Consider the following 18,874-nt stretch of genomic DNA (forward strand, 5'->3'; position numbering starts at 1 on the left):
GCGCAGGTTGGTGTAATTAAGCGGTCAACCTTGTGGGCGACTTCACCTATCAATACCTCTGGGATAATCAGATTAGCAATTCCCGTAATGCGTTCTCCAGCGGACATTCGCAACAGCGTCTCGCAAAGTGTAAGCAAACGTTTGAAAGTTCCTGTTTGCTTGCACAAAGCCGGTGTAACTCTTCCACAAAACGCAATCTGGCCCTTATTATTGTGCAATCCACCACAGACTCAGCCTTGAATCACACCGGGATTTCCGTAAAACTGATAGGGTGTAAGCGTTTACCCACCGAATCTTCTTTAAGGCATATTATGGCGACAATTAAAGATGTGGCCCGGATGGCAGGCGTCTCTGTCGCCACCGTGTCCCGCGTCATCAACAACTCCCCTAAAGCCAGCGATGCCTCGCGTCAGGCCGTTCAATCCGCCATGGAGACGCTCAACTATCACCCGAACGCCAACGCGCGCGCGCTGGCGCAGCAGTCGACGGAGACCGTCGGTCTGGTCGTCGGCGACGTCTCCGACCCGTTCTTTGGCGCCATGGTGAAAGCCGTGGAACAGGTTGCCTATCACACCGGTAATTTCCTGCTGATTGGTAATGGCTACCACAATGAAATGAAAGAACGCCAGGCCATTGAGCAGCTGATTCGCCACCGCTGCGCTGCGCTAGTGGTGCACGCGAAGCTGATCCCCGATGCTGAACTGGCGGAACTCATGAAACAGATTCCCGGCATGGTGCTGATCAACCGCATTCTGCCCGGTTGTGAAAAGCGCTGCGTGGCGCTGGACGACCGCTACGGCGCATGGCTGGCCACCCGCCACCTCATTCAGCAGGGCCATACGCGAATTGGCTATATCTGTTCCAACCACGCCATTTCCGATGCGGAAGACCGCCTGCAGGGTTATTACGATGCGCTGAAAGAACACGGTCTGCCGTGCAACGACCGGCTGGTGACCTTCGCCGAGCCGGACGAAAGCGGCGGCGAGCAGGCGATGACCGAGCTGCTGGGTCGCGGTAAGCAGTTCACCGCCGTGGCCTGCTATAACGACTCCATGGCCGCAGGCGCGATGGGCGTACTAAACGATAACGGCATCGAGGTGCCGCAGGCGATTTCGCTGATTGGTTTCGATGACGTGCTGGTGTCGCGCTACGTGCGCCCGCGGCTGACAACCATCCGTTATCCCATCGTCACCATGGCGACCCAGGCCGCCGAGCTGGCGCTGGCGCTGGCAGAGAAGAAACCGCTGCCGGATATTACCCATCTGTTCAGCCCGACGCTGGTGCGCCGTCACTCGGTGATTGCGCCACCGGAAGAGCTTAAAGCGTAACGATAGAGATGCACGGCGGTGTCCGGGTAATCCAGGCCATCGCCGATATACTGCCAGCCAAAACGTTCGTAAAAATCCCGGCAGGCGGAATAGAGATACAGCTCGTCAAATCCCTGCTGCGCGGCATAGTCGATGACGTGCTGTTGCAACTGCCCGGCCAGGCCGCGCCCGCGCGCTTCTGGCGCAACGTACAGCGCCGCCATCCACGGCCACAGATCCTGACGACTAATGAGATCGCAGCGCCATAGCCCCACGGTACCGATAAGCCGATCGTCTTCGACGGCAATGAACGTGAGCGGCAGCGCATTCGACCGCTGGCTATGCTCGACGATGCTGGCAAAAAACGCGCGTGGCAGGCCGTCGCCGCCGAAAGCCTGCCACAGCCAGTCGGTCACCGCTTCGGCATACTGCGGCCTGGCGTAAAGCGGTAAAATCGTCACATCAGTTTTCCCTGAAAAATAGGCACTGATTCAAACAGATAACCGTCAAAGTCCGGCGCGTCCTCGTCAGACAGCTCCATCAGGCTATTTTTGACGTTCTCAAGATGCTGCCACATCGCCTGCCACGCCCCCATCACATCGCGGCGGCGCAGCGCGGCCAGAATCGTTTGCCGATCGCCCAGCCACTTCAAGCGATAGGTACGGCTGGCAATGTGCGCGTTAAACTGCTGCCATAGCGGGCTGCTGTCCATTTGCAGCCATACCCGCTCAATGGTCGCCAGCAGCATCTGGTTTTGCGTCGCACCGGCTAGCACCAGGTGAAACAGTCGACTGTTATCCTGGCTGGTGTCGTTTAGCGCAATCGCCCGCTGTTCTTGTTCAATTATCTGCTTGAGGTTGTCGATATCTGCGCGGGTCGCCATTTTTGCGGCAAAGGCGGCAATATTGCTTTCCAGCAGCTGGCGCGCCTGGAGGATCTCAAACGGCCCCACGTCGCTACTCAGCATCTGCTCTTCCTCACCGTCGTCTTCGTGCGGAATGCGCATCACGTACACGCCGGAGCCCTGGCGAATATCCACCGTCCCCTGTAATTCCAGCATCAGCAGCGCCTCGCGCACAATGGTGCGGCTGACGCCGTAGGTTTCGGCAATATTGCGTTCAGGCGGCAGGCGCGAGCCAACGGCATAGCGGCCCTGCATAATCTGCGCACGCAAATCGTCGCCAATCTCCTGGTAGGGTTTCTTTTCCGGCGGCACGGTAGCCTTCTCCACAATATCACCTGTACGTTATGCCAACACCGGCGCTATCTTAGCAAAAATTAACGCCATTCATCATCGATATCCATCGTTAACACGCGGCTATCGCGCAGTTGACGAAACCAACTGGCCGAGGCTTTTGGCCGCCGCGCGCGGTCGGCGTCAAGATCGATTTCAATCAGGCCGTAGCGATTCTTAAAGGCGTTCATTGGCGAAACGTTGTCGGTGAACGCCCACAGCATATAGCCGTGGCAGTTGGCGCCGTCTTCACGCGCGCGCAGCGTTTGCCATAGATGATCGCGAATAAACCGGATCCGGTAATCGTCGGCAATCACGCCATCGGCGTTACGGAACTGAGCCTCATTTTCCACGCCCATGCCGCTTTCAGCGACAAACCACGGAATATTGCGATAGTCGTTTTTGATGCGCATCGCCATGTCATAAACAATCTGCGGATAAATTTCCCAGCCGCGCGAGGGGTTCATCTTTCTGCCCGGCAGGTCGAATGGCTCGTAATACCAGGCCGGATGGAACGGCGTATCGGGATGCCAGGCGCGAGATGGGGCTTTGACCCGATGCGGGTAATAGAGGTTAATGCCCAGCTCATCGACCGTATTGTCACGGATCATCGCCAGCTCTTCGACACTGTAATCCCAGTTTACGCCGTGTTTTTCCAACAGCGCGAACAGCTCTACCGGGTAAACGCCGTGCACCAGCGGATCGAGAAACACCCGATTGTAGAACAGGTCGTACACCTCGGCCGCACGCCTATCGTGGGCCGCGCTGGAGCGTGGATAGGTGACCTCCGGATTAAGAATGCAGCCAACCGTTCCCCGATACCCTTTCTCACGGAACAGCTGCACCACTTTCGTCGTCGCCAGCACCTTATGGTGGTTCCACTGCATCCATTTGCCGGTGTTCTGCTCATACGGCCAGCGCAGCGCGTCCAGGTAGACGCGGGTCTGCACCACAATCGGCTCGTTAAAGGTGAACCAGCGCGCCACCTTATGGTGGTAGCGGGCGAACACCTGCTCAACGTAGCGCACGTACAGTTCGACTACCTTTTTCGCGCCCCAGCCGCCGTACTGCTCCAACAGGTATCCCGGCAGCTCGTAGTGCTCAAGGCAGATCATCGGTTCGATGCCGTTGGCCAGCAGTTCGTCGAATAGCTGGTCGTAATAGGCGGCATACTCTTCGTCTACCGTGACGGCCTCGTAGTCGGTCAAAAAACGCGACCAGTTGATCGAGGTGCGATAATGGGTGAGCCCCGCCAGCTTCATCAATTGGACATCTTCACGAAAGCGGTTGATAAAGTCAGTGGCGATTGCCGGACCATAGCCGTTGTGCCAGACATGGCGATCGTTCTTGTACCAGAGATCGGGCCAGGAATCCTGCCCCGCTTTCTTTCCGCTCCAGCCTTCCGTCTGCCAGGCCGAAGCCGCGGCCCCGAGGATAAAATCATCGGGGATAGTCATCCGTTGTGTACTCATAGCGTCCTCAAAGGTTATCGGTAGCGGGCGTTTTGGTCGCCTGGCGCTCGGAGAGCTCTGCGCGGCGGGAAGCAATCTTGACGAACGGCAGGTAAATCAGCACCGCCACCACAATGCAAATAAGCTGGGTGACCACCGCGCCCATCGAACCGGCGGTAGAAAGCCAGGCGTTAATCAGCGGCGGCGTCGTCCAGGGCACCATCACCACCGCCTTCCCGGCAAACCCGGTGACGGTAGCGAAGTAGCCGATGCTGCCGGTGACCAGCGGCGTAATGATGAACGGAATCGCCAGGATCGGGTTCAGCATGATCGGCATACCGAAGATCACCGGCTCGTTGATGTTAAAGATCCCCGGGCCGATCGACAGCTTGGCGATCTCTTTCATCTCTTTGCGCTTGGTGGCAATCATCACCGCGATCAGCAGGCCGATCGTCAGCCCCGATCCGCCAATGCTCATATACACATCCCAGAACGGCATGGTGATGATATTCGGCACCTCTTTACCCTGCTCAAAGGCGCTCATATTGACGGTAATCGCCCCCAGCAGCAGCGGTTCGCGGATGGGCTTAATCATCTGGTTGCCGTGAATGCCAATCACCCAGAAAATCTGCGCAACGAACATCAGCAGCAGAATCCCCGGCAGGCTCTGCATCACCCGCTCCAGCGGCTGCTGTACCACTTGATAGACCGCGTCGTACAGATACATCCCGGTGAGTTGATGGAAGATAAACCCGAAGGTGGCGATCGCCGTGACGGTAATGATCGCCGGGATCAGCGCGGAAAACGAGGCGGCGACGTTCGGCGGCACGGTGTCCGGCATTTTGATCTTCAGCCCGTTGCGCGTTTCCAGCCAGCAGTAGATCTCGACCGACAGAATGGCGATAAACATGCCAAGGAACAGGCTACGGGTATCGGAGAACTGACGCAGCAGCACATCCTTGACCTCATGCATCTGGCCATCGACCATCATCTGTACGGTTGTCGGCGTGACGCAGATAAAGCAAATGACCGCCAGCAGGCCGGGAAACAGCGTCTTGATGCCGTTAATACGCCCCAGTTCGATACCTATCAGAAACACCGCGCCAATGTTGAGGAAGTTCAGCGTGGCGTAGTTGATAGCGCCGGTAATCGGCTTGAGCGCCGCCAGAAACGACAGCGACTGGAAGCTGGCGAGGCCGTTTTTAGGATCCAGCACCATGTTGGAGATCAGTACGGAGAAAGCGCCGACGATGATCACCGGCATCAGCGTAATAAAAGCGTGTTTGATCGCCATAATATAGCGATAGCTGTTGAATTTCGTGGCGAAACTCCCCAGCGAATCAATCAATTTTTCCTGCAATGCCATAGAAAGTACCTCAAGTTTAAGGGCTTTATCGCGCATTCGGTGTACAGCCAAACACCTTTTGGTATACCAAAAATAATCACCCTTGCTTAAAAGTTCTGTGATTGAGCTCGCAACCTCCATTTTGGTATTCCAAAACAAAAAATGTAGGGTTATTGGTATGCCGCATGTGGCCGGCGCATTTTTTGCCACGAATAACTACAAAAGCGTGATCGCGATGGGTTTTTTAGCCGCAGCGGAGTTCATATCACCGATGAATGTCTGTGATAAACTGCGTGCCATCACGGAGTTTCAGGGATTAACAATGGCAACAATGCTGGATGTATCAATACGCGCGGGCGTGTCGAAAGCAACGGTCTCCCGCGTACTGAACGGTACGGGTCAGGTCAAAGAGAGCACGCGTAAGCAGGTGTTTAAAGCAATGGAGGAGCTAGGCTACCGGCCTAACTTTCTGGCGCGCTCGCTGGCCAACCGCACCAGCAACAGCATTGGCCTGGTGGTTTCAACCTTCGATGGCTTCTACTTTGGCCGCCTGCTACAGCAGGCGTCTCGCCAGACCGAGGCCTGGGGCAAGCAGCTGATCGTCACCGACGGCCACGATACGCCGGAGCGCGAAGAACAGGCGGTCCAGATGCTGGCCGATCGCCAGTGCGACGCCATCGTGCTCTATACCCGTCATATGAGCGAAAAAGCCATTATGGCTCTGGTGAACAGTACCCCGATGCCGCTCGTCGTGATTAACCGTGACGTAAGCCAGGCGCGCGAACGCTGCGTCTTCTTCGAACAGCAGGACGCCGCGTTTCAGGCGGTCGAGTATCTGATTTCCCAGGGGCACCGTGACATCGCCTGCATTACCGTACCGATTCACACCCCGACGGGCAAAGCGCGTTTGCAGGGCTACCGTCGCGCGCTGGAACAAAACGGCATCAAATGGGATCCGGCAAAGGTGAAGCACGGTGATTCCACCATGAACTGCGGCTATGACATGTGCAACGCGCTGCTGAATGAGAAAGTCACGTTTAGCGCCCTGTTCGCCTGTAACGACGATATGGCGCTGGGCGCATCGAAAGCGCTGCATCAGGCGGGGCTGCGGATCCCGCAGGATATTTCATTATTTGGTTTTGATGATGCCCCTAGCGCCAAATGGCTGGAGCCGGGGCTGTCGACGGTCTATCTGCCGATCGACAATATGATCGTCACCGCCATCGACCAGGCGATTAAGCTGGCCGCTGGCGAAGAGATTGAAACCATTCCACCGTTTACCGGCACGCTGGTATTACGTGATTCCGTCACCACCGGGCCCTATTTTAAGTAACCCGCCGAAACGAATTTACCGGTTCAGCGCAAGCGCCTGTAGGCCTGATAAGCGCAGCGCCATCAGGCATCCTGATGCACATTGCCGGATGGCGGCACAAGCGCCTTATCCGGCCTACAGGGCCATGGCGCCATCGGACGTCTTTCTCTGACTCAAATCAATTCCAGCGCCAGCAGTTCTTCTATCGTCTGTCGACGACGAATCAGCCGCGCCACGCCGTTATCAAACAGCACTTCCGGCAGCAGCGGACGGCTGTTGTAGTTTGACGACATTGACGCACCGTACGCGCCGGTATCATGCAGCACCAGGTAATCACCCGGAACCACCGCGGGCAGCAAACGGGTTTCGACTTTGCCACCTTCCTGCTGGGTAAAGACATCGCCGGATTCACACAGCGGCCCGGCCACAACGGTTTCGATCTGCGCGGCCCGCTCCAGCGAGCGTCCGTCGCCCGCCAGCGCTGAAATATGGTGATAGCTGCCGTACATTGCCGGACGCATAAGATCGTTAAAGCCCGCATCGATCAGCACGAAATGACGGCTGCCCATCGCTTTGACGCTGCGCACCTGTGCCACCAGCACGCCAGACTCGGCCACCAGGAAACGCCCCGGCTCAATCTCAAGCTTCACAGGGTGGCCCAGATGCTGTGCGATCTGCTGGCGCGCCGCGTTCCACAGACCAAAGTAATGATCGGTATTGATCGCCTCTTCCCCTTCACGATACGGGATAGACAGCCCGCCACCCGCGGAGATCGCTTCAAGATCCTGACCAAATTCAATAACCTGACGCACCATCGCGCCGCAAACCTGCTCGAGGTGGCCGTAGTCTACGCCGGAGCCAATGTGCATATGAATGCCCACCAGCTTCAGCTGATAGCGCTGAATAACCGCCAGCGCAGCAGGCAGGTCGCTATACCAGATACCGTGCTTGCTGTTTTCACCACCGGTGTTGGTTTTCTGGCTATGGCCGTGGCCAAAGCCCGGGTTAACGCGCAGCCATACGCGATGGCCCGGGGAAACGCCGCCCAGCTGCTCCAGCATATCCACCGATCCGGCGTTCACCGGAATGTGCAGCTCGCGCACACGGTCGAGCGTCGCCTCGTCAATCATGTCGGCGGTGAAGACAATGTCATCACGCCCTTCCCCCGGCACAAAGCCCGCCGCCAGCGCGCGCTCAATCTCGCCGAGTGACACGGAGTCCACCTTCACGCCCTGTTCGCGCATCAGGCGCAGAATGTGAATGTTTGAACATGCCTTCTGGGCAAAACGCACCACGTCAAACTGGTTGAGTTTGGCAATCTGCGTGCGAATGATTTGCGCATCGTAAACCCACACCGGACAGCCGAATTCGGCAGGCAGGCGCAGCAGGTTATCAGCGGTCAGGTCGGTGTCAGTGTTGTTGAGCGGGCGTGGCATAGCAAACTCCGGTATGGGTCTTTTTCATGATTACGCCACAGCCCGAAGAGAATAAAAAATATCGTTTTATCGCGAGTCTATGCAAAAATGATATGGACTATTGCCTGTGAGGATCGCCGATGCCCGCCGTAAACCTACGCCACATTGAAATTTTTCACGCCATCATGACGGCGGGGAATCTAACGGAAGCTGCGCGAATGCTACACACCTCTCAGCCAACGGTCAGCCGTGAACTGGCGCGCTTTGAACAGGTTCTCGGCCTGAAGCTGTTTGAACGCAGCCGCGGGCGCCTGCACCCTACGGTACAGGGGCTGCGGTTATTTGAAGAGGTCCAGCGCTCCTGGTACGGGCTGGACCGCATCGTCAGCGCCGCCGAGAGTCTGCGCGAATTTCGCCAGGGCGAGCTGTCGATTGTCTGCCTGCCGGTTTTCTCACAATCTTTTTTACCGCTGCTGCTGCAGCCGTTCCTGGCGCGCTATCCGCAGGTCAATATTCAGATCGTGCCCCAGGAGTCGCCGCTGCTGGAAGAGTGGCTGTCAGCGCAGCGCCACGACCTAGGTCTGACCGAGACGCTGCACACGCCAGCCGGTACCGAACGTACGCCGCTGCTGACGCTCAATGAAGTGTGCGTCCTGCCGCAAGGGCATCCGCTGGCAGCCAAAACGGTGTTGACGCCCGCAGATTTCCAGGGCGAGAACTACATCAGCCTGTCGCGCACCGACAGCTATCGCCAGCTGCTGGATGCCCTGTTTAATGAACATCAGGTGAAGCGACGTATGGTTGTCGAGACCCACAGCGCCGCATCGATTTGCGCGATGGTCAGAGCGGGCGTGGGGATTTCGGTGGTTAACCCGCTGACGGCGCTGGATTACGCCAACAGCGGCGTGGCGATTCGCCGTTTTAGCGTCGACGTACCGTTCACGGTCAGTCTGATTCGCCCGCTGCATCGCCCGGCATCAGCGCTGCTGGACACCTTTACCGCGCATCTTCAGGCCCATCTCTCGCGCATTACCGACCCGCTGGAGTCGGTGCTTAGCGAGACTAAGACAGCATAAACGCCACCGCATCTTGCGCATGGATCGCCGCCGTATCAAATACCGGCAGCGGGCTGAGCTCTGCGGGCACCAGCAGACCAATTTCGGTACAGCCGAAGATAACGCCTTCCGCGCCCTGCTTTGCCAGCGCGTCAATCACGCCGAGGTAATAGTCGCGCGATGTCGCGCTGAATTCTCCCAGGCACAGCTCGTCAAAAATAATCTGGTTAATTTTCTGCCTTTCATCCGCCTGCGGTATCAGCGTGCTGATGCCAAACGCCTGCTGCAAACGTCCGCGGTAAAAATCCTGCTCCATGGTGTAGCGCGTGCCCAACAGCGCAACGTGGCGCATCTGTCGTTGCTGAATGGCACGGCCCGTGGCATCCGCGATATGCAGGAAAGGTACATCGCAGGCGGTTTCGATCGCTTCAGCCACCTTATGCATCGTGTTCGTACACAGGACGATGCCTTCCGCTCCCGCCTGCTGGAGGCCGATCGCCGCCTGCGCGAGGATGTCGCCCGCCTGCTGCCAGTCGCCCTGTGACTGACAGCGTTCTATGTCGTGAAAATCTACGCTGTGCAGCAAAATCTGCGCCGAATGCAGGCCGCCAAGACGCTGCTTTACGCCTTCATTAATCAGGCGGTAGTAGGGAATCGTAGACTCCCAGCTCATGCCGCCCAACAGACCGATCGTTTTCATAGTGATTCCTTGTTCGTTACCGTCGCTCCAGTGAAGCAAAGTTGTGATCAACTTTCCACATCTGCGGCTCGCGTTTTCTTTTTGATCGTTTCTGATATAAATTTAATGAAACACCGTTTCAACATACAACAGGACTGCCGGATGTTTATTTTTCATAAAGAAACCACTCTTGAAGATCTGGGCAATGGAGTTACCCGCCGCATTCTCGCACACGATGGCAAGATGATGGCGGTTGAGGTGAACTTCGAACAGGGCGCTATCGGCCCGATGCACAACCACCCGCACGAGCAGCTAACCTACGTACTGTCCGGCGAGTTTGAGTTCACCATCGGCGACGAAAAACACGTCGTGGCCGCCGGCGATACGCTGTACAAACAGCCGAACATTATGCACGGCTGCGTGTGCCTGAAAGCCGGGACCCTGCTCGATACATTCACCCCTATGCGTCAGGATTTCCTGAAAGCATAATCCCCTGCACCTCGGCCGCTTTTTCTGACAAAAAGCGGCTGTTGTTGCCATCATGTTCTTTTCTCATCACTGAAGCCTCAGCCGAAAAATTCACCCTTTCATATGAGATCTAACGTCGATTTTCATCACAGCCCTCTGTAATTAAATCACGCTATTCTGGCAAGTCACTGCCGTACCAGCATATTTAATAAAAGGGACTGTTATGAAATTGCTAACGCTTGATGAGCTACATCCAGCGGACGTACTGCTTTTCTCTGCCGAAAAGAAAAGTTTTATTTCCTGGGCAATGACCTTTCTGACGGGCGCACCGGTGAGCCATACAGCGCTGTATTACGACACGCTGCCGCCCACCATTATTGAAAAAATGCTGCCGCAGGTGGCCACTACCCCTGCAGCACCTCGCTTTAGCGGGCGCACCGTTCATGTCTATCGCCATACCGGCCAAGGAGTGCTGACTCCGGTGATTGATGCCGCGCGTCAGTACCTGAATAATCAGGAACCCTATGATCATGCCGGGTTGTATATGGTTGGCCTGTTACTGATGTATAAAAAATTCTCGATTACCCGCGCCAGGCAGCAGGTCGTGATTCGGATTTTGCAAAAGCTGACCGCCACCCTCACCCGCTTTATTCAACAACATCAGACTCCACACCAACACCCGATGGTCTGTTCACAGTTTGTTGCCCAGTGTTTTGACGATGCCGGCAGCACCTTTCGTCTGCAGTTCCGCCATGCTACGCAGGTCGATTCGGCGATTGGCGAAACGCTGCTTGATAAAGCCATAGAGTGGACAGCGCAGCGCCGGCGCGCCGTGGGTGCATATGATCTGACAGAAGAAGTAGAAAAGGCCAGCGATGAAGCACTGTGCGAAGCACTACACAATGCGTTTATGGAAAACGTGTCACGGCCAACACCACCGATGACCGACGCGTTAGCCGAATCCATTTACCACTTTGCGCAAGCGCATGCGGCGTTATTAAACCTCGATACGACGGCTAAGAAATATCATCCGCTTACAGCCCTGAGGGCGCATAACAATATGTTTATCGCTCCCGGCGATCTGATGCGGAGCTGCAATAATTTAATGCCAATGGGCATTGTGATGATTTAGCGATCATCATCACAAAAACCTCATTATATAAATTTCCACCGCTTACCCAAGATAAAGCCTCATCGGGTTTACTGAGGTTTTATTTTTAATTAACCAACACATTAGTTAGCGACTTAATGATTAAATCAGTAAATTATATCGTTTATTCCAATCTAAATACCCCCTGTCAACTTCCATACCAGAAGCCCCTAACGGTGCCGCCTGAGCGGTAAAAACGCCATCGCCGTCACTATAATGAAACATCGTTTCGACTCCGATCACATTTTCATGATTAATCGAATGACGTGGAAACAAATCGCAATAAAATAAATTTAAAACGGTGTTTTATAAAATGATTGTCGCAAAGCATGAGATTTTAAAACGCAACAACACCGACCAAAGGATTACGTTAAATTTTATTGAATTACATTCACTTACAGGGAAAGGCTGCATGACTGACACCAAGTTAACGCTTTAAACGCTCTGGCGCCAGAAGGCGCGAGGGATGTAACCAACACCCAATCCGTTTGACACACTTGTTCGCCAGGTAGGTATGTATGAATGAAAACAGAATGCTGGGTTTGGCCTGGATTTCACCCTATATAATCGGGTTGATAATCTTCACGGCCTTCCCGTTCGTTTCATCTTTCTTCCTCAGTTTTACTGAGTATGACTTGATGAGTCCACCGGTGTTTAATGGCATCGAAAACTATCGCTACATGTTTACCGAAGATACCCTCTTCTGGAAATCCATGGGCGTGACCTTTGCCTACGTATTTTTGACCATCCCTTTAAAACTCGCTTTTGCTTTAGGGATTGCGTTTGTTCTTAACTTTAAATTACGCGGTATCGGCTTCTTCCGTACGGCTTACTATATTCCGTCCATCCTCGGTAGCTCCGTGGCTATCGCCGTTCTGTGGCGCGCCCTGTTCGCCATCGACGGCCTGCTGAACAGCTTTATCGGCGTTCTCGGTTTCGATCCGGTCAACTGGCTGGGCGAGCCGTCTCTGGCGCTGATGTCCGTTACCCTGCTGCGCGTATGGCAGTTCGGCTCTGCGATGGTTATCTTCCTGGCCGCGCTGCAAAACGTTCCACAGTCTCAGTACGAAGCGGCGATGATCGACGGCGCCTCTAAATGGCAGATGTTCATGAAAGTGACCGTGCCACTGATTACGCCGGTTATCTTCTTCAACTTCATCATGCAGACCACCCAGGCATTCCAGGAGTTCACCGGTCCGTACGTCATCACCGGCGGTGGCCCAACCTACTCAACGTACCTGTTCTCGCTGTACATCTACGACACAGCGTTCAAGTACTTCGATATGGGTTATGGCGCAGCGCTGGCATGGGTACTGTTCCTGGTCGTTGCGGTCTTCGCCGGCATCGCCTTTAAGTCTTCAAAATACTGGGTGTTCTACTCCGCCGATAAGGGAGGCAAAAATGGCTGATATCCAACAAATCTCCGACGCAAGAAGCATCGCTGAACGTGAGGTTGCCCGCACCCTTCGTCGTGAGAAGATCAACGCATGGGTTCGCTATACCATCCTGCTGATCGTCGGTTTGTTAATGCTTTACCCGCTGGCGTGGATGTTCTCGGCGTCGTTCAAACCGAACCACGAGATCTTTACCACCCTGAGCCTGTGGCCTGCGCACGCGACCTGGGACGGCTTTATTAACGGCTGGAAAACCGGTACCGAGTACACCTTCGGTCATTACATGCTGAACACCTTCAAGTATGTCATTCCTAAGGTGATCCTGACCATTATCTCCTCCACCATCGTGGCGTACGGCTTTGCCCGCTTCGAGATTCCGTGGAAGAAATTCTGGTTCGCCACGCTCATCACCACCATGCTGCTGCCGAGCACCGTACTGCTGATTCCTCAGTACCTGATGTTCCGCGAAATGGGCATGCTGAACAGCTACATGCCGCTGTACCTGCCGCTGGCCTTCGCCACGCAAGGGTTCTTCGTCTTCATGCTGATTCAGTTCCTGCGCGGCGTACCGCGTGACATGGAAGAAGCGGCGCAGATTGACGGCTGTAACTCCATCCAGGTGCTGTGGTATGTGGTCGTACCGATTCTGAAGCCGGCGATTATCTCCGTCGCCCTGTTCCAGTTCATGTGGTCCATGAACGACTTTATCGGCCCGCTGATCTACGTCTACAGCGTTGATAAGTACCCGATTGCACTGGCACTGAAAATGTCCATCGACGTCACCGAAGGGGCGCCGTGGAACGAAATTCTGGCAATGGCGAGCATCTCCATTCTGCCATCCATCATTGTGTTCTTCCTGGCACAGCGCTACTTCGTGCAGGGCGTGACCAGCAGCGGAATTAAAGGTTAAGAGGGATATATCATGGCTGAAGTTATTTTCAACAAACTGGAAAAAGTGTACTCCAACGGCTTCAAAGCGGTACATGGTATCGACCTGAAAATCGCAGAAGGTGAGTTTATGGTTATCGTCGGTCCGTCCGGCTGCGCCAAATCCACCACCCTGCGTATGCTGGCAGGACTTGAAACCATCAGCGGCGGCGAAGTCCGCATCGGCGAAAAAATCGTCAACAACCTCGCGCCGAAAGAGCGCGGGATTGCGATGGTGTTCCAGAACTATGCGCTGTACCCGCACATGACCGTGCGTGAAAACCTGGCGTTCGGCCTGAAGCTGAGCAAAATGCCGAAAGATCAGATCGACGCCCAGGTCAATGAAGCGGCGAAAATCCTCGAGCTGGAAGAGCTGCTGGACCGTCTGCCGCGTCAGCTCTCCGGTGGTCAGGCACAGCGTGTGGCCGTAGGCCGCGCGATTGTGAAAAAGCCGGACGTGTTCCTGTTCGATGAACCGCTGTCTAACCTTGACGCTAAGCTGCGTGCATCAATGCGTATCCGTATTTCCGACCTGCACAAGCAGCTGAAGAAATCCGGCAAGCCGGCGACCACCGTTTACGTTACCCACGATCAGACCGAAGCGATGACCATGGGCGACCGTATCTGCGTGATGAAGCTGGGCCACATCATGCAGGTCGATACCCCGGACAACCTGTATCACAAGCCGAAGAACATGTTCGTTGCTGGCTTTATCGGCGCGCCGGAAATGAACATTCGTTCCTGCAAACTGGTGAATAAAGAAGGCCGCCTGAACCTGAGCATCGGCGACGAGTTCATGCCGCTGAGCGAAGATCTGCACCAGAAATTGAGCGGCCACGATAACGAAGAAGTGTTCTACGGCATTCGCCCGGAGTTCGTTTCCCTTTCCGATGAGCCGTTCGCTGAAGGCGGCTGCAGCGGTGAGATGGTTCGCGTCGAAAACATGGGTCACGAGTTCTTCGTTTACCTGAAAGTCGCGAACTACGAGCTGACGGCACGCATCCCTTCAGATGAGGCTAAGCCAATGATTGATAAGGGGCTTCATCGTAAGGTGTACTTTAAGTTTGACATGAACAAATGTCATATCTTTGACGCTAAAACTGAACAGAACCTCTCTCTCTAATCTGGAGTATTACAATGAAAAAAGTGCTTTTAAGCGCAGCAATCTCCGCTACCCTGGGCCTCACGGCCCTCCCTTCTATGGCAAAGGATGTCGACCTTCGCATGTCCTGGTGGGGCGGTAACGGCCGCCACCAGGTCACCCTGAAGGCGCTGGAAGAGTTCCATAAGCAGAACCCGGACATTAACGTCAAAGCAGAATACACCGGTTGGGACGGCCACTTATCCCGTCTGACCACCCAGATCGCAGGCGGCACCGAGCCTGACGTCATGCAGACTAACTGGAACTGGCTGCCGATTTTCTCTAAAACCGGCGACGGTTTCTACGACCTGAACAAAATGAAGGATGTCATCGACTTAAGCCAGTTCGATGCCAAAGAGCTGCAGTCCACCACGGTGAACGGCAAGCTGAACGGGATCCCAATCTCCGTGACCGCGCGCGTGTTCTACTTCAACGATGAAACCTGGAAGCAAGCGGGCGTTGAATACCCGAAAACCTGGGATGATTTGATGGCGGCGGGCAAAACCTTCGAGAGCAAACTGGGTAAACAGTACTATCCAGTGGTTCTTGAGCACCAGGATACCCTGGCGCTGCTGAACTCGTACATGACGCAGAAATACAATATTCCAGCCATCGACCAGGAAGCGAAGAAATTCTCCTACAGCAAAGAGCAGTGGGTTGAATTCTTCCAGATGTACAAAAAACTGGTCGACAGCCACGTGATGCCGGACACCAAATACTATGCGTCATTTGGTAAGAGCAACATGTACGAAATGAAGCCGTGGATCCAGGGCGAATGGGGCGGTACTTACATGTGGAACTCCACCATTAACAAGTACTCCGATAACCTGAAGCCGCCAGCCAAGCTGGAACTGGGTAGCTACCCAATGCTGCCAGGCGCCACCGACGCGGGTCTGTTCTTCAAACCAGCGCAGATGTTGTCTATCGGCAAATCCACCAAGAACCCAGAAGCGGCAGCGAAAGTGATCAACTTCCTGCTGAACAGCAAAGAAGGCGTGGATACGCTGGGCCTGGAGCGCGGCGTGCCGCTGAGCAAGGTTGCAGTGAAATACCTGACCGAAGACGGCATTCTGAAAGAAGACGATCCGTCAGTATCCGGCCTGCGTCTGGCGCAGTCTCTGCCGGCTAAACTGAGCGTGTCTCCGTACTTTGACGATCCGCAGATCGTGGCGCAGTTCGGTACCACGCTGCAGTACATCGACTACGGCCAGAAAACCGTTGAAGAAGCCGCGGCCGACTTCCAGCGTCAGGGTGAACGTATCCTGAGACGCGCCATGCGTTAATTGCTGTTAATGCGTTAATACCCTGCAACTTCCGGTTGCGGGGTATTTTTTTATTCAAGGAGAAAGGACATGAAAGGCAAAATCATCCCGCTGAATTTCCGCCACCAGAAGGACAGCGAAACCGGTCACGAAGTGATCCGGATGACGCCACCGCATATCATTTGCCATCGTAACTACTTCTACCAAAAATGCTTCACCCGCGACGGCGGCAAGCTGATTTTTGGCGGTGCGTTCGAGGGGCACTGGAACTACTACTTGCTGGATATTGCCGCGCAACAGGCAACCCAACTGACCGACGGCGCCGGGGATAACACCTTCGGTGGTTTTCTTTCCGATGACGACCAATCGCTGTGGTATGTAAAAGATACGCGCCAGCTTAGACGCGTCGATCTGACCACGCTGGAAGAGTACGTGGTCTACGAGGTGGATGACGAGTGGGTTGCCTACGGCACCTGGGTAGCAAACTCAGACTGCACAAAGCTGGTTGGCATTGAGATTAAAAAAAGCGACTGGCAGCCGCTGACCGACTGGTCGAAATTCCGCGCGTTCTACTTTACCAACCCGGAATGCCGCTTAATCAATATCGATCTAAAAACTGGCGAGCAGCGCACCATTTTGCAGGAAAAACGCTGGCTGGGGCACCCGATCTACCGCCCGTTTGACGACGCGACGGTGGCGTTTTGCCATGAAGGTCCGCGTGATGCGATCGACGCGCGTATGTGGCTGGTGAACGAAGACGGCAGCAACGTTCGCTGCGTGCGTCAGCAGCAGCCGGGAGAAAGCTTTACCCATGAATTCTGGGTTCCGGACGGTTCGGCGCTGTATTACGTCGCCCATCAGGAGAATAACCCGCACCGCTATCTCTACAGCGCCGATCCCGCAACGCTGGAAAACCGCCAGTTGATGGAGATCCCGCCCTGCTCTCACCTGATGAGCAACCACGATGGCTCGCTGATTGTAGGCGACGGCGCACCGCATAACACCGGTGATATTAGCCTGAACGATCCGTTTATCTGGGTGTTCGATCTGCAAACCGGCGGCAAGAAAGCCATTTGCCAACACAACAGCAGCTGGAAAGTGCTGGACGGCGACCGCCAGGTGACGCACCCGCATCCGTCGTTCTCACCGGACGGTAAGTGGGTGCTGTATACGTCCGACGCGGAGGGGATGCCGGCGCTGTATTTAGCGAAGGTATAAAAAAAGCCGGGTGGCGGCTACGCCTTACCCGGCCTACGTTTGGCGCTACCTTGTAGGCCCGGTAAGCGTAGCGCCACCGGGCATTCCATCAGACGCCGATATTGCGCAATTTCTCGCCTTTCATCAGCTTGCGTTCAATGTGCTCCAGCGTAACCCCTTTGGTTTCCGGAATCAGCCAGAAGGTGACGCCGATAAACGCCACGTTCAGCACGGTATACAGCCAGAACGTCCCTGCCGCACCAATCGAATCCAGCAGCGTCAGGAAGGTCGCGCCGATAATCATATTCGATACCCAGTTCGTCGTGGTTGAACAGGTGATACCAAAGTCGCGACATTTCAGCGGCTGAATTTCGGAACACAGGATCCACACCACCGGCGCAGCGCTCATCGCATAGCCGGCAATGCACATCATGGTCATGCCCACCGACAGCCAGGACAGCCCGCTTGAGGCGGTGCCGTTATCAAACTGCATCAGGCAGTAGCCCAGAACCAGCGTACCGAGCGCCATCACGGTAAAGCCGATTTTCAGCGCCGGTTTACGCCCCGCTTTGTCCACGGTAAACACGGCAATAAAGGTGGCGAACATGAAGGTCAGCCCAACCACCAGCGTGGCAATCATCTGCTGTTCGGTGGTGGTGAAGCCCGCCATTTTAAAAATACGCGGCGCGTAGTACATGATGATATTCATGCCGGTGAATTGCTGCATCGCCTGCAGCAGCATGCCAAGAAATACGGCGCGGCGGACGTTGCGATTGATCTTAAACAGCGCCCAGCCGCCCTGCCTCAGCTTCAGGCTTTCACGAATTTCGTTCAGCTCATCGCGCGCTTTCTCAGAGGTGTCGCGCAGCATCCGCAGTACCTCTTCTGCCTCAATATGGCGGCCCTTTTCCGCCAGCCAGCGCGGGCTGTTAGGCAGGAAGACAACCAATACAATCAGGACAACCGCCGGTAGCGCCAGCACGGCAAGCATCGCACGCCAGTTGCCGCTGTAGCTGAACGCGGTATCGGACAGGAACGCCATCACGATCCCCAGCGTCACCATCAACTGGTACATACTGATCATCTTACCGCGAACGTTCTCGCTGGCCATTTCCGACAGATACAGCGGCGCGGTGTAGGAAGCGATCCCTACGGCCACGCCGAGAACCACCCTGGCAACCAGCAACATTTCCACATTGACGGCAAAACCCGATCCCAGCGACCCCGCCACAAAAAGCACGGCCCCCACCATCAGGCTGTATTTCCGTCCCAGGCGGAAAGAGAGCCAGCCGTTAAACAGGGCACCAATTGCTGCGCCCAGCATCATGCTGCTGACCACCCATTCCTGCAGACGATTAGACAAGACGAAGTGGTCGGTAATAAAGGGCAGCGCACCCGCAATCACCCCGATATCCAATCCAAAGAGCAGCCCGGCCACCGCGGCGGCGAATGAGACAAACCAATTCATGCGCCGGGTATCGCGCTGTGCGCTCGGCATTACCGTAGAGTCGTTACTGATTGAAGTCATTTTTTTCCT

The 18,874-nt window shown here is 55.3% G+C and carries 17 protein-coding genes; 10 read left to right on the forward strand and 7 right to left on the reverse strand.

Annotated elements, in window-relative coordinates; all coding sequences use genetic code 11:
• Positions 1-311 precede the first annotated feature (311 nt).
• On the forward strand, positions 312-1,328 hold the full coding sequence (galR, locus tag V6942_RS02045) for an HTH-type transcriptional regulator GalR (RefSeq protein WP_333500758.1): 1,017 nt from the start codon (positions 312-314) through the stop codon (positions 1,326-1,328).
• On the opposite strand, the gene V6942_RS02050 is transcribed toward galR, so the two are convergent.
• The 4 genes from V6942_RS02050 to V6942_RS02065 are packed head-to-tail and all read right to left on the reverse strand — an operon-like array spanning position 1,289 to position 5,358.
• Entirely contained in the window at positions 1,289-1,768 is a 480-nt protein-coding gene (locus V6942_RS02050; RefSeq protein ID WP_333500759.1) for a GNAT family N-acetyltransferase, read from the reverse strand. The genes galR and V6942_RS02050 overlap by 40 nt on opposite strands.
• Entirely contained in the window at positions 1,765-2,538 is a 774-nt protein-coding gene (locus tag V6942_RS02055; RefSeq protein WP_106925902.1) for a GntR family transcriptional regulator, read from the reverse strand. The genes V6942_RS02050 and V6942_RS02055 overlap by 4 nt, the downstream gene beginning before the upstream one ends.
• Positions 2,539-2,585: 47 nt before the next feature.
• A complete protein-coding gene (locus V6942_RS02060) occupies positions 2,586-4,013 on the reverse strand; it encodes a glycoside hydrolase family 1 protein (protein ID WP_333500760.1) in 1,428 nt (475 codons plus the stop codon).
• Between the two features lie 7 nt (positions 4,014-4,020).
• Positions 4,021-5,358 (reverse strand): PTS sugar transporter subunit IIC, encoded by a 1,338-nt coding sequence (locus V6942_RS02065; protein ID WP_106926115.1) that lies wholly within the window; start codon positions 5,356-5,358, stop codon positions 4,021-4,023.
• Positions 5,359-5,668: 310 nt separating this feature from the next.
• Here V6942_RS02065 and V6942_RS02070 point away from each other — a divergent pair, with 310 nt between their 5' ends.
• Entirely contained in the window at positions 5,669-6,670 is a 1,002-nt protein-coding gene (locus tag V6942_RS02070) for a LacI family DNA-binding transcriptional regulator (protein WP_182967903.1), read from the forward strand.
• A 152-nt stretch (positions 6,671-6,822) separates the two neighbouring features.
• On the opposite strand, the gene lysA is transcribed toward V6942_RS02070, so the two are convergent.
• Complete coding sequence (lysA, locus tag V6942_RS02075) at positions 6,823-8,085, reverse strand: diaminopimelate decarboxylase (RefSeq protein WP_333500761.1); 1,263 nt, start codon at positions 8,083-8,085, stop codon at positions 6,823-6,825.
• A 119-nt stretch (positions 8,086-8,204) separates the two neighbouring features.
• Here lysA and V6942_RS02080 point away from each other — a divergent pair, with 119 nt between their 5' ends.
• A complete protein-coding gene (locus V6942_RS02080) occupies positions 8,205-9,140 on the forward strand; it encodes a LysR family transcriptional regulator (RefSeq protein WP_333500762.1) in 936 nt (311 codons plus the stop codon).
• Here the strand turns inward: V6942_RS02080 and V6942_RS02085 are convergent.
• Positions 9,127-9,819, reverse strand: coding sequence for an aspartate/glutamate racemase (locus V6942_RS02085; RefSeq protein WP_333500763.1), 693 nt, complete (start codon positions 9,817-9,819; stop codon positions 9,127-9,129). The genes V6942_RS02080 and V6942_RS02085 overlap by 14 nt on opposite strands.
• A 141-nt stretch (positions 9,820-9,960) precedes the next feature.
• On the opposite strand from V6942_RS02085, the gene V6942_RS02090 reads away from it, so the two are divergent.
• The 7 genes from V6942_RS02090 (at position 9,961) to V6942_RS02120 (ending at position 17,358) form a co-directional block, all read left to right on the forward strand.
• Positions 9,961-10,287: a cupin domain-containing protein gene (locus tag V6942_RS02090; RefSeq protein WP_106925892.1), complete on the forward strand. Its 327-nt coding sequence runs from the start codon at positions 9,961-9,963 to the stop codon at positions 10,285-10,287.
• A 202-nt stretch (positions 10,288-10,489) separates the two neighbouring features.
• Positions 10,490-11,398: a hypothetical protein gene (locus V6942_RS02095; RefSeq protein WP_333500764.1), complete on the forward strand. Its 909-nt coding sequence runs from the start codon at positions 10,490-10,492 to the stop codon at positions 11,396-11,398.
• 536 nt (positions 11,399-11,934) lie between these two features.
• Positions 11,935-12,825, forward strand: a complete 891-nt coding sequence (locus tag V6942_RS02100; protein ID WP_035893990.1) for a carbohydrate ABC transporter permease — start codon at positions 11,935-11,937, stop codon at positions 12,823-12,825.
• Complete coding sequence (locus V6942_RS02105; protein WP_064542924.1) at positions 12,818-13,720, forward strand: carbohydrate ABC transporter permease; 903 nt, start codon at positions 12,818-12,820, stop codon at positions 13,718-13,720. Before V6942_RS02100 ends, V6942_RS02105 begins: the two co-directional genes overlap by 8 nt.
• Positions 13,721-13,732: 12 nt before the next feature.
• On the forward strand, positions 13,733-14,860 hold the full coding sequence (locus V6942_RS02110) for an ABC transporter ATP-binding protein (RefSeq protein WP_106925887.1): 1,128 nt from the start codon (positions 13,733-13,735) through the stop codon (positions 14,858-14,860).
• 14 nt (positions 14,861-14,874) lie between these two features.
• The gene (locus V6942_RS02115; RefSeq protein WP_106925885.1) at positions 14,875-16,161 is read left to right on the forward strand and encodes an ABC transporter substrate-binding protein; all 1,287 of its coding nucleotides are present in this window, start codon (positions 14,875-14,877) and stop codon (positions 16,159-16,161) included.
• 69 nt (positions 16,162-16,230) lie between these two features.
• Complete coding sequence (locus V6942_RS02120; RefSeq protein ID WP_182967110.1) at positions 16,231-17,358, forward strand: oligogalacturonate lyase family protein; 1,128 nt, start codon at positions 16,231-16,233, stop codon at positions 17,356-17,358.
• Between the two features lie 88 nt (positions 17,359-17,446).
• Here the strand turns inward: V6942_RS02120 and V6942_RS02125 are convergent, their stop codons facing one another.
• Positions 17,447-18,865, reverse strand: coding sequence for a sugar porter family MFS transporter (locus V6942_RS02125; protein WP_333500765.1), 1,419 nt, complete (start codon positions 18,863-18,865; stop codon positions 17,447-17,449).
• Positions 18,866-18,874 lie beyond the last annotated feature (9 nt).

It is taken from the genome of Kluyvera genomosp. 2, from assembly GCF_036759865.1.
GTDB lineage: Bacteria > Pseudomonadota > Gammaproteobacteria > Enterobacterales > Enterobacteriaceae > Kluyvera > Kluyvera ascorbata_B.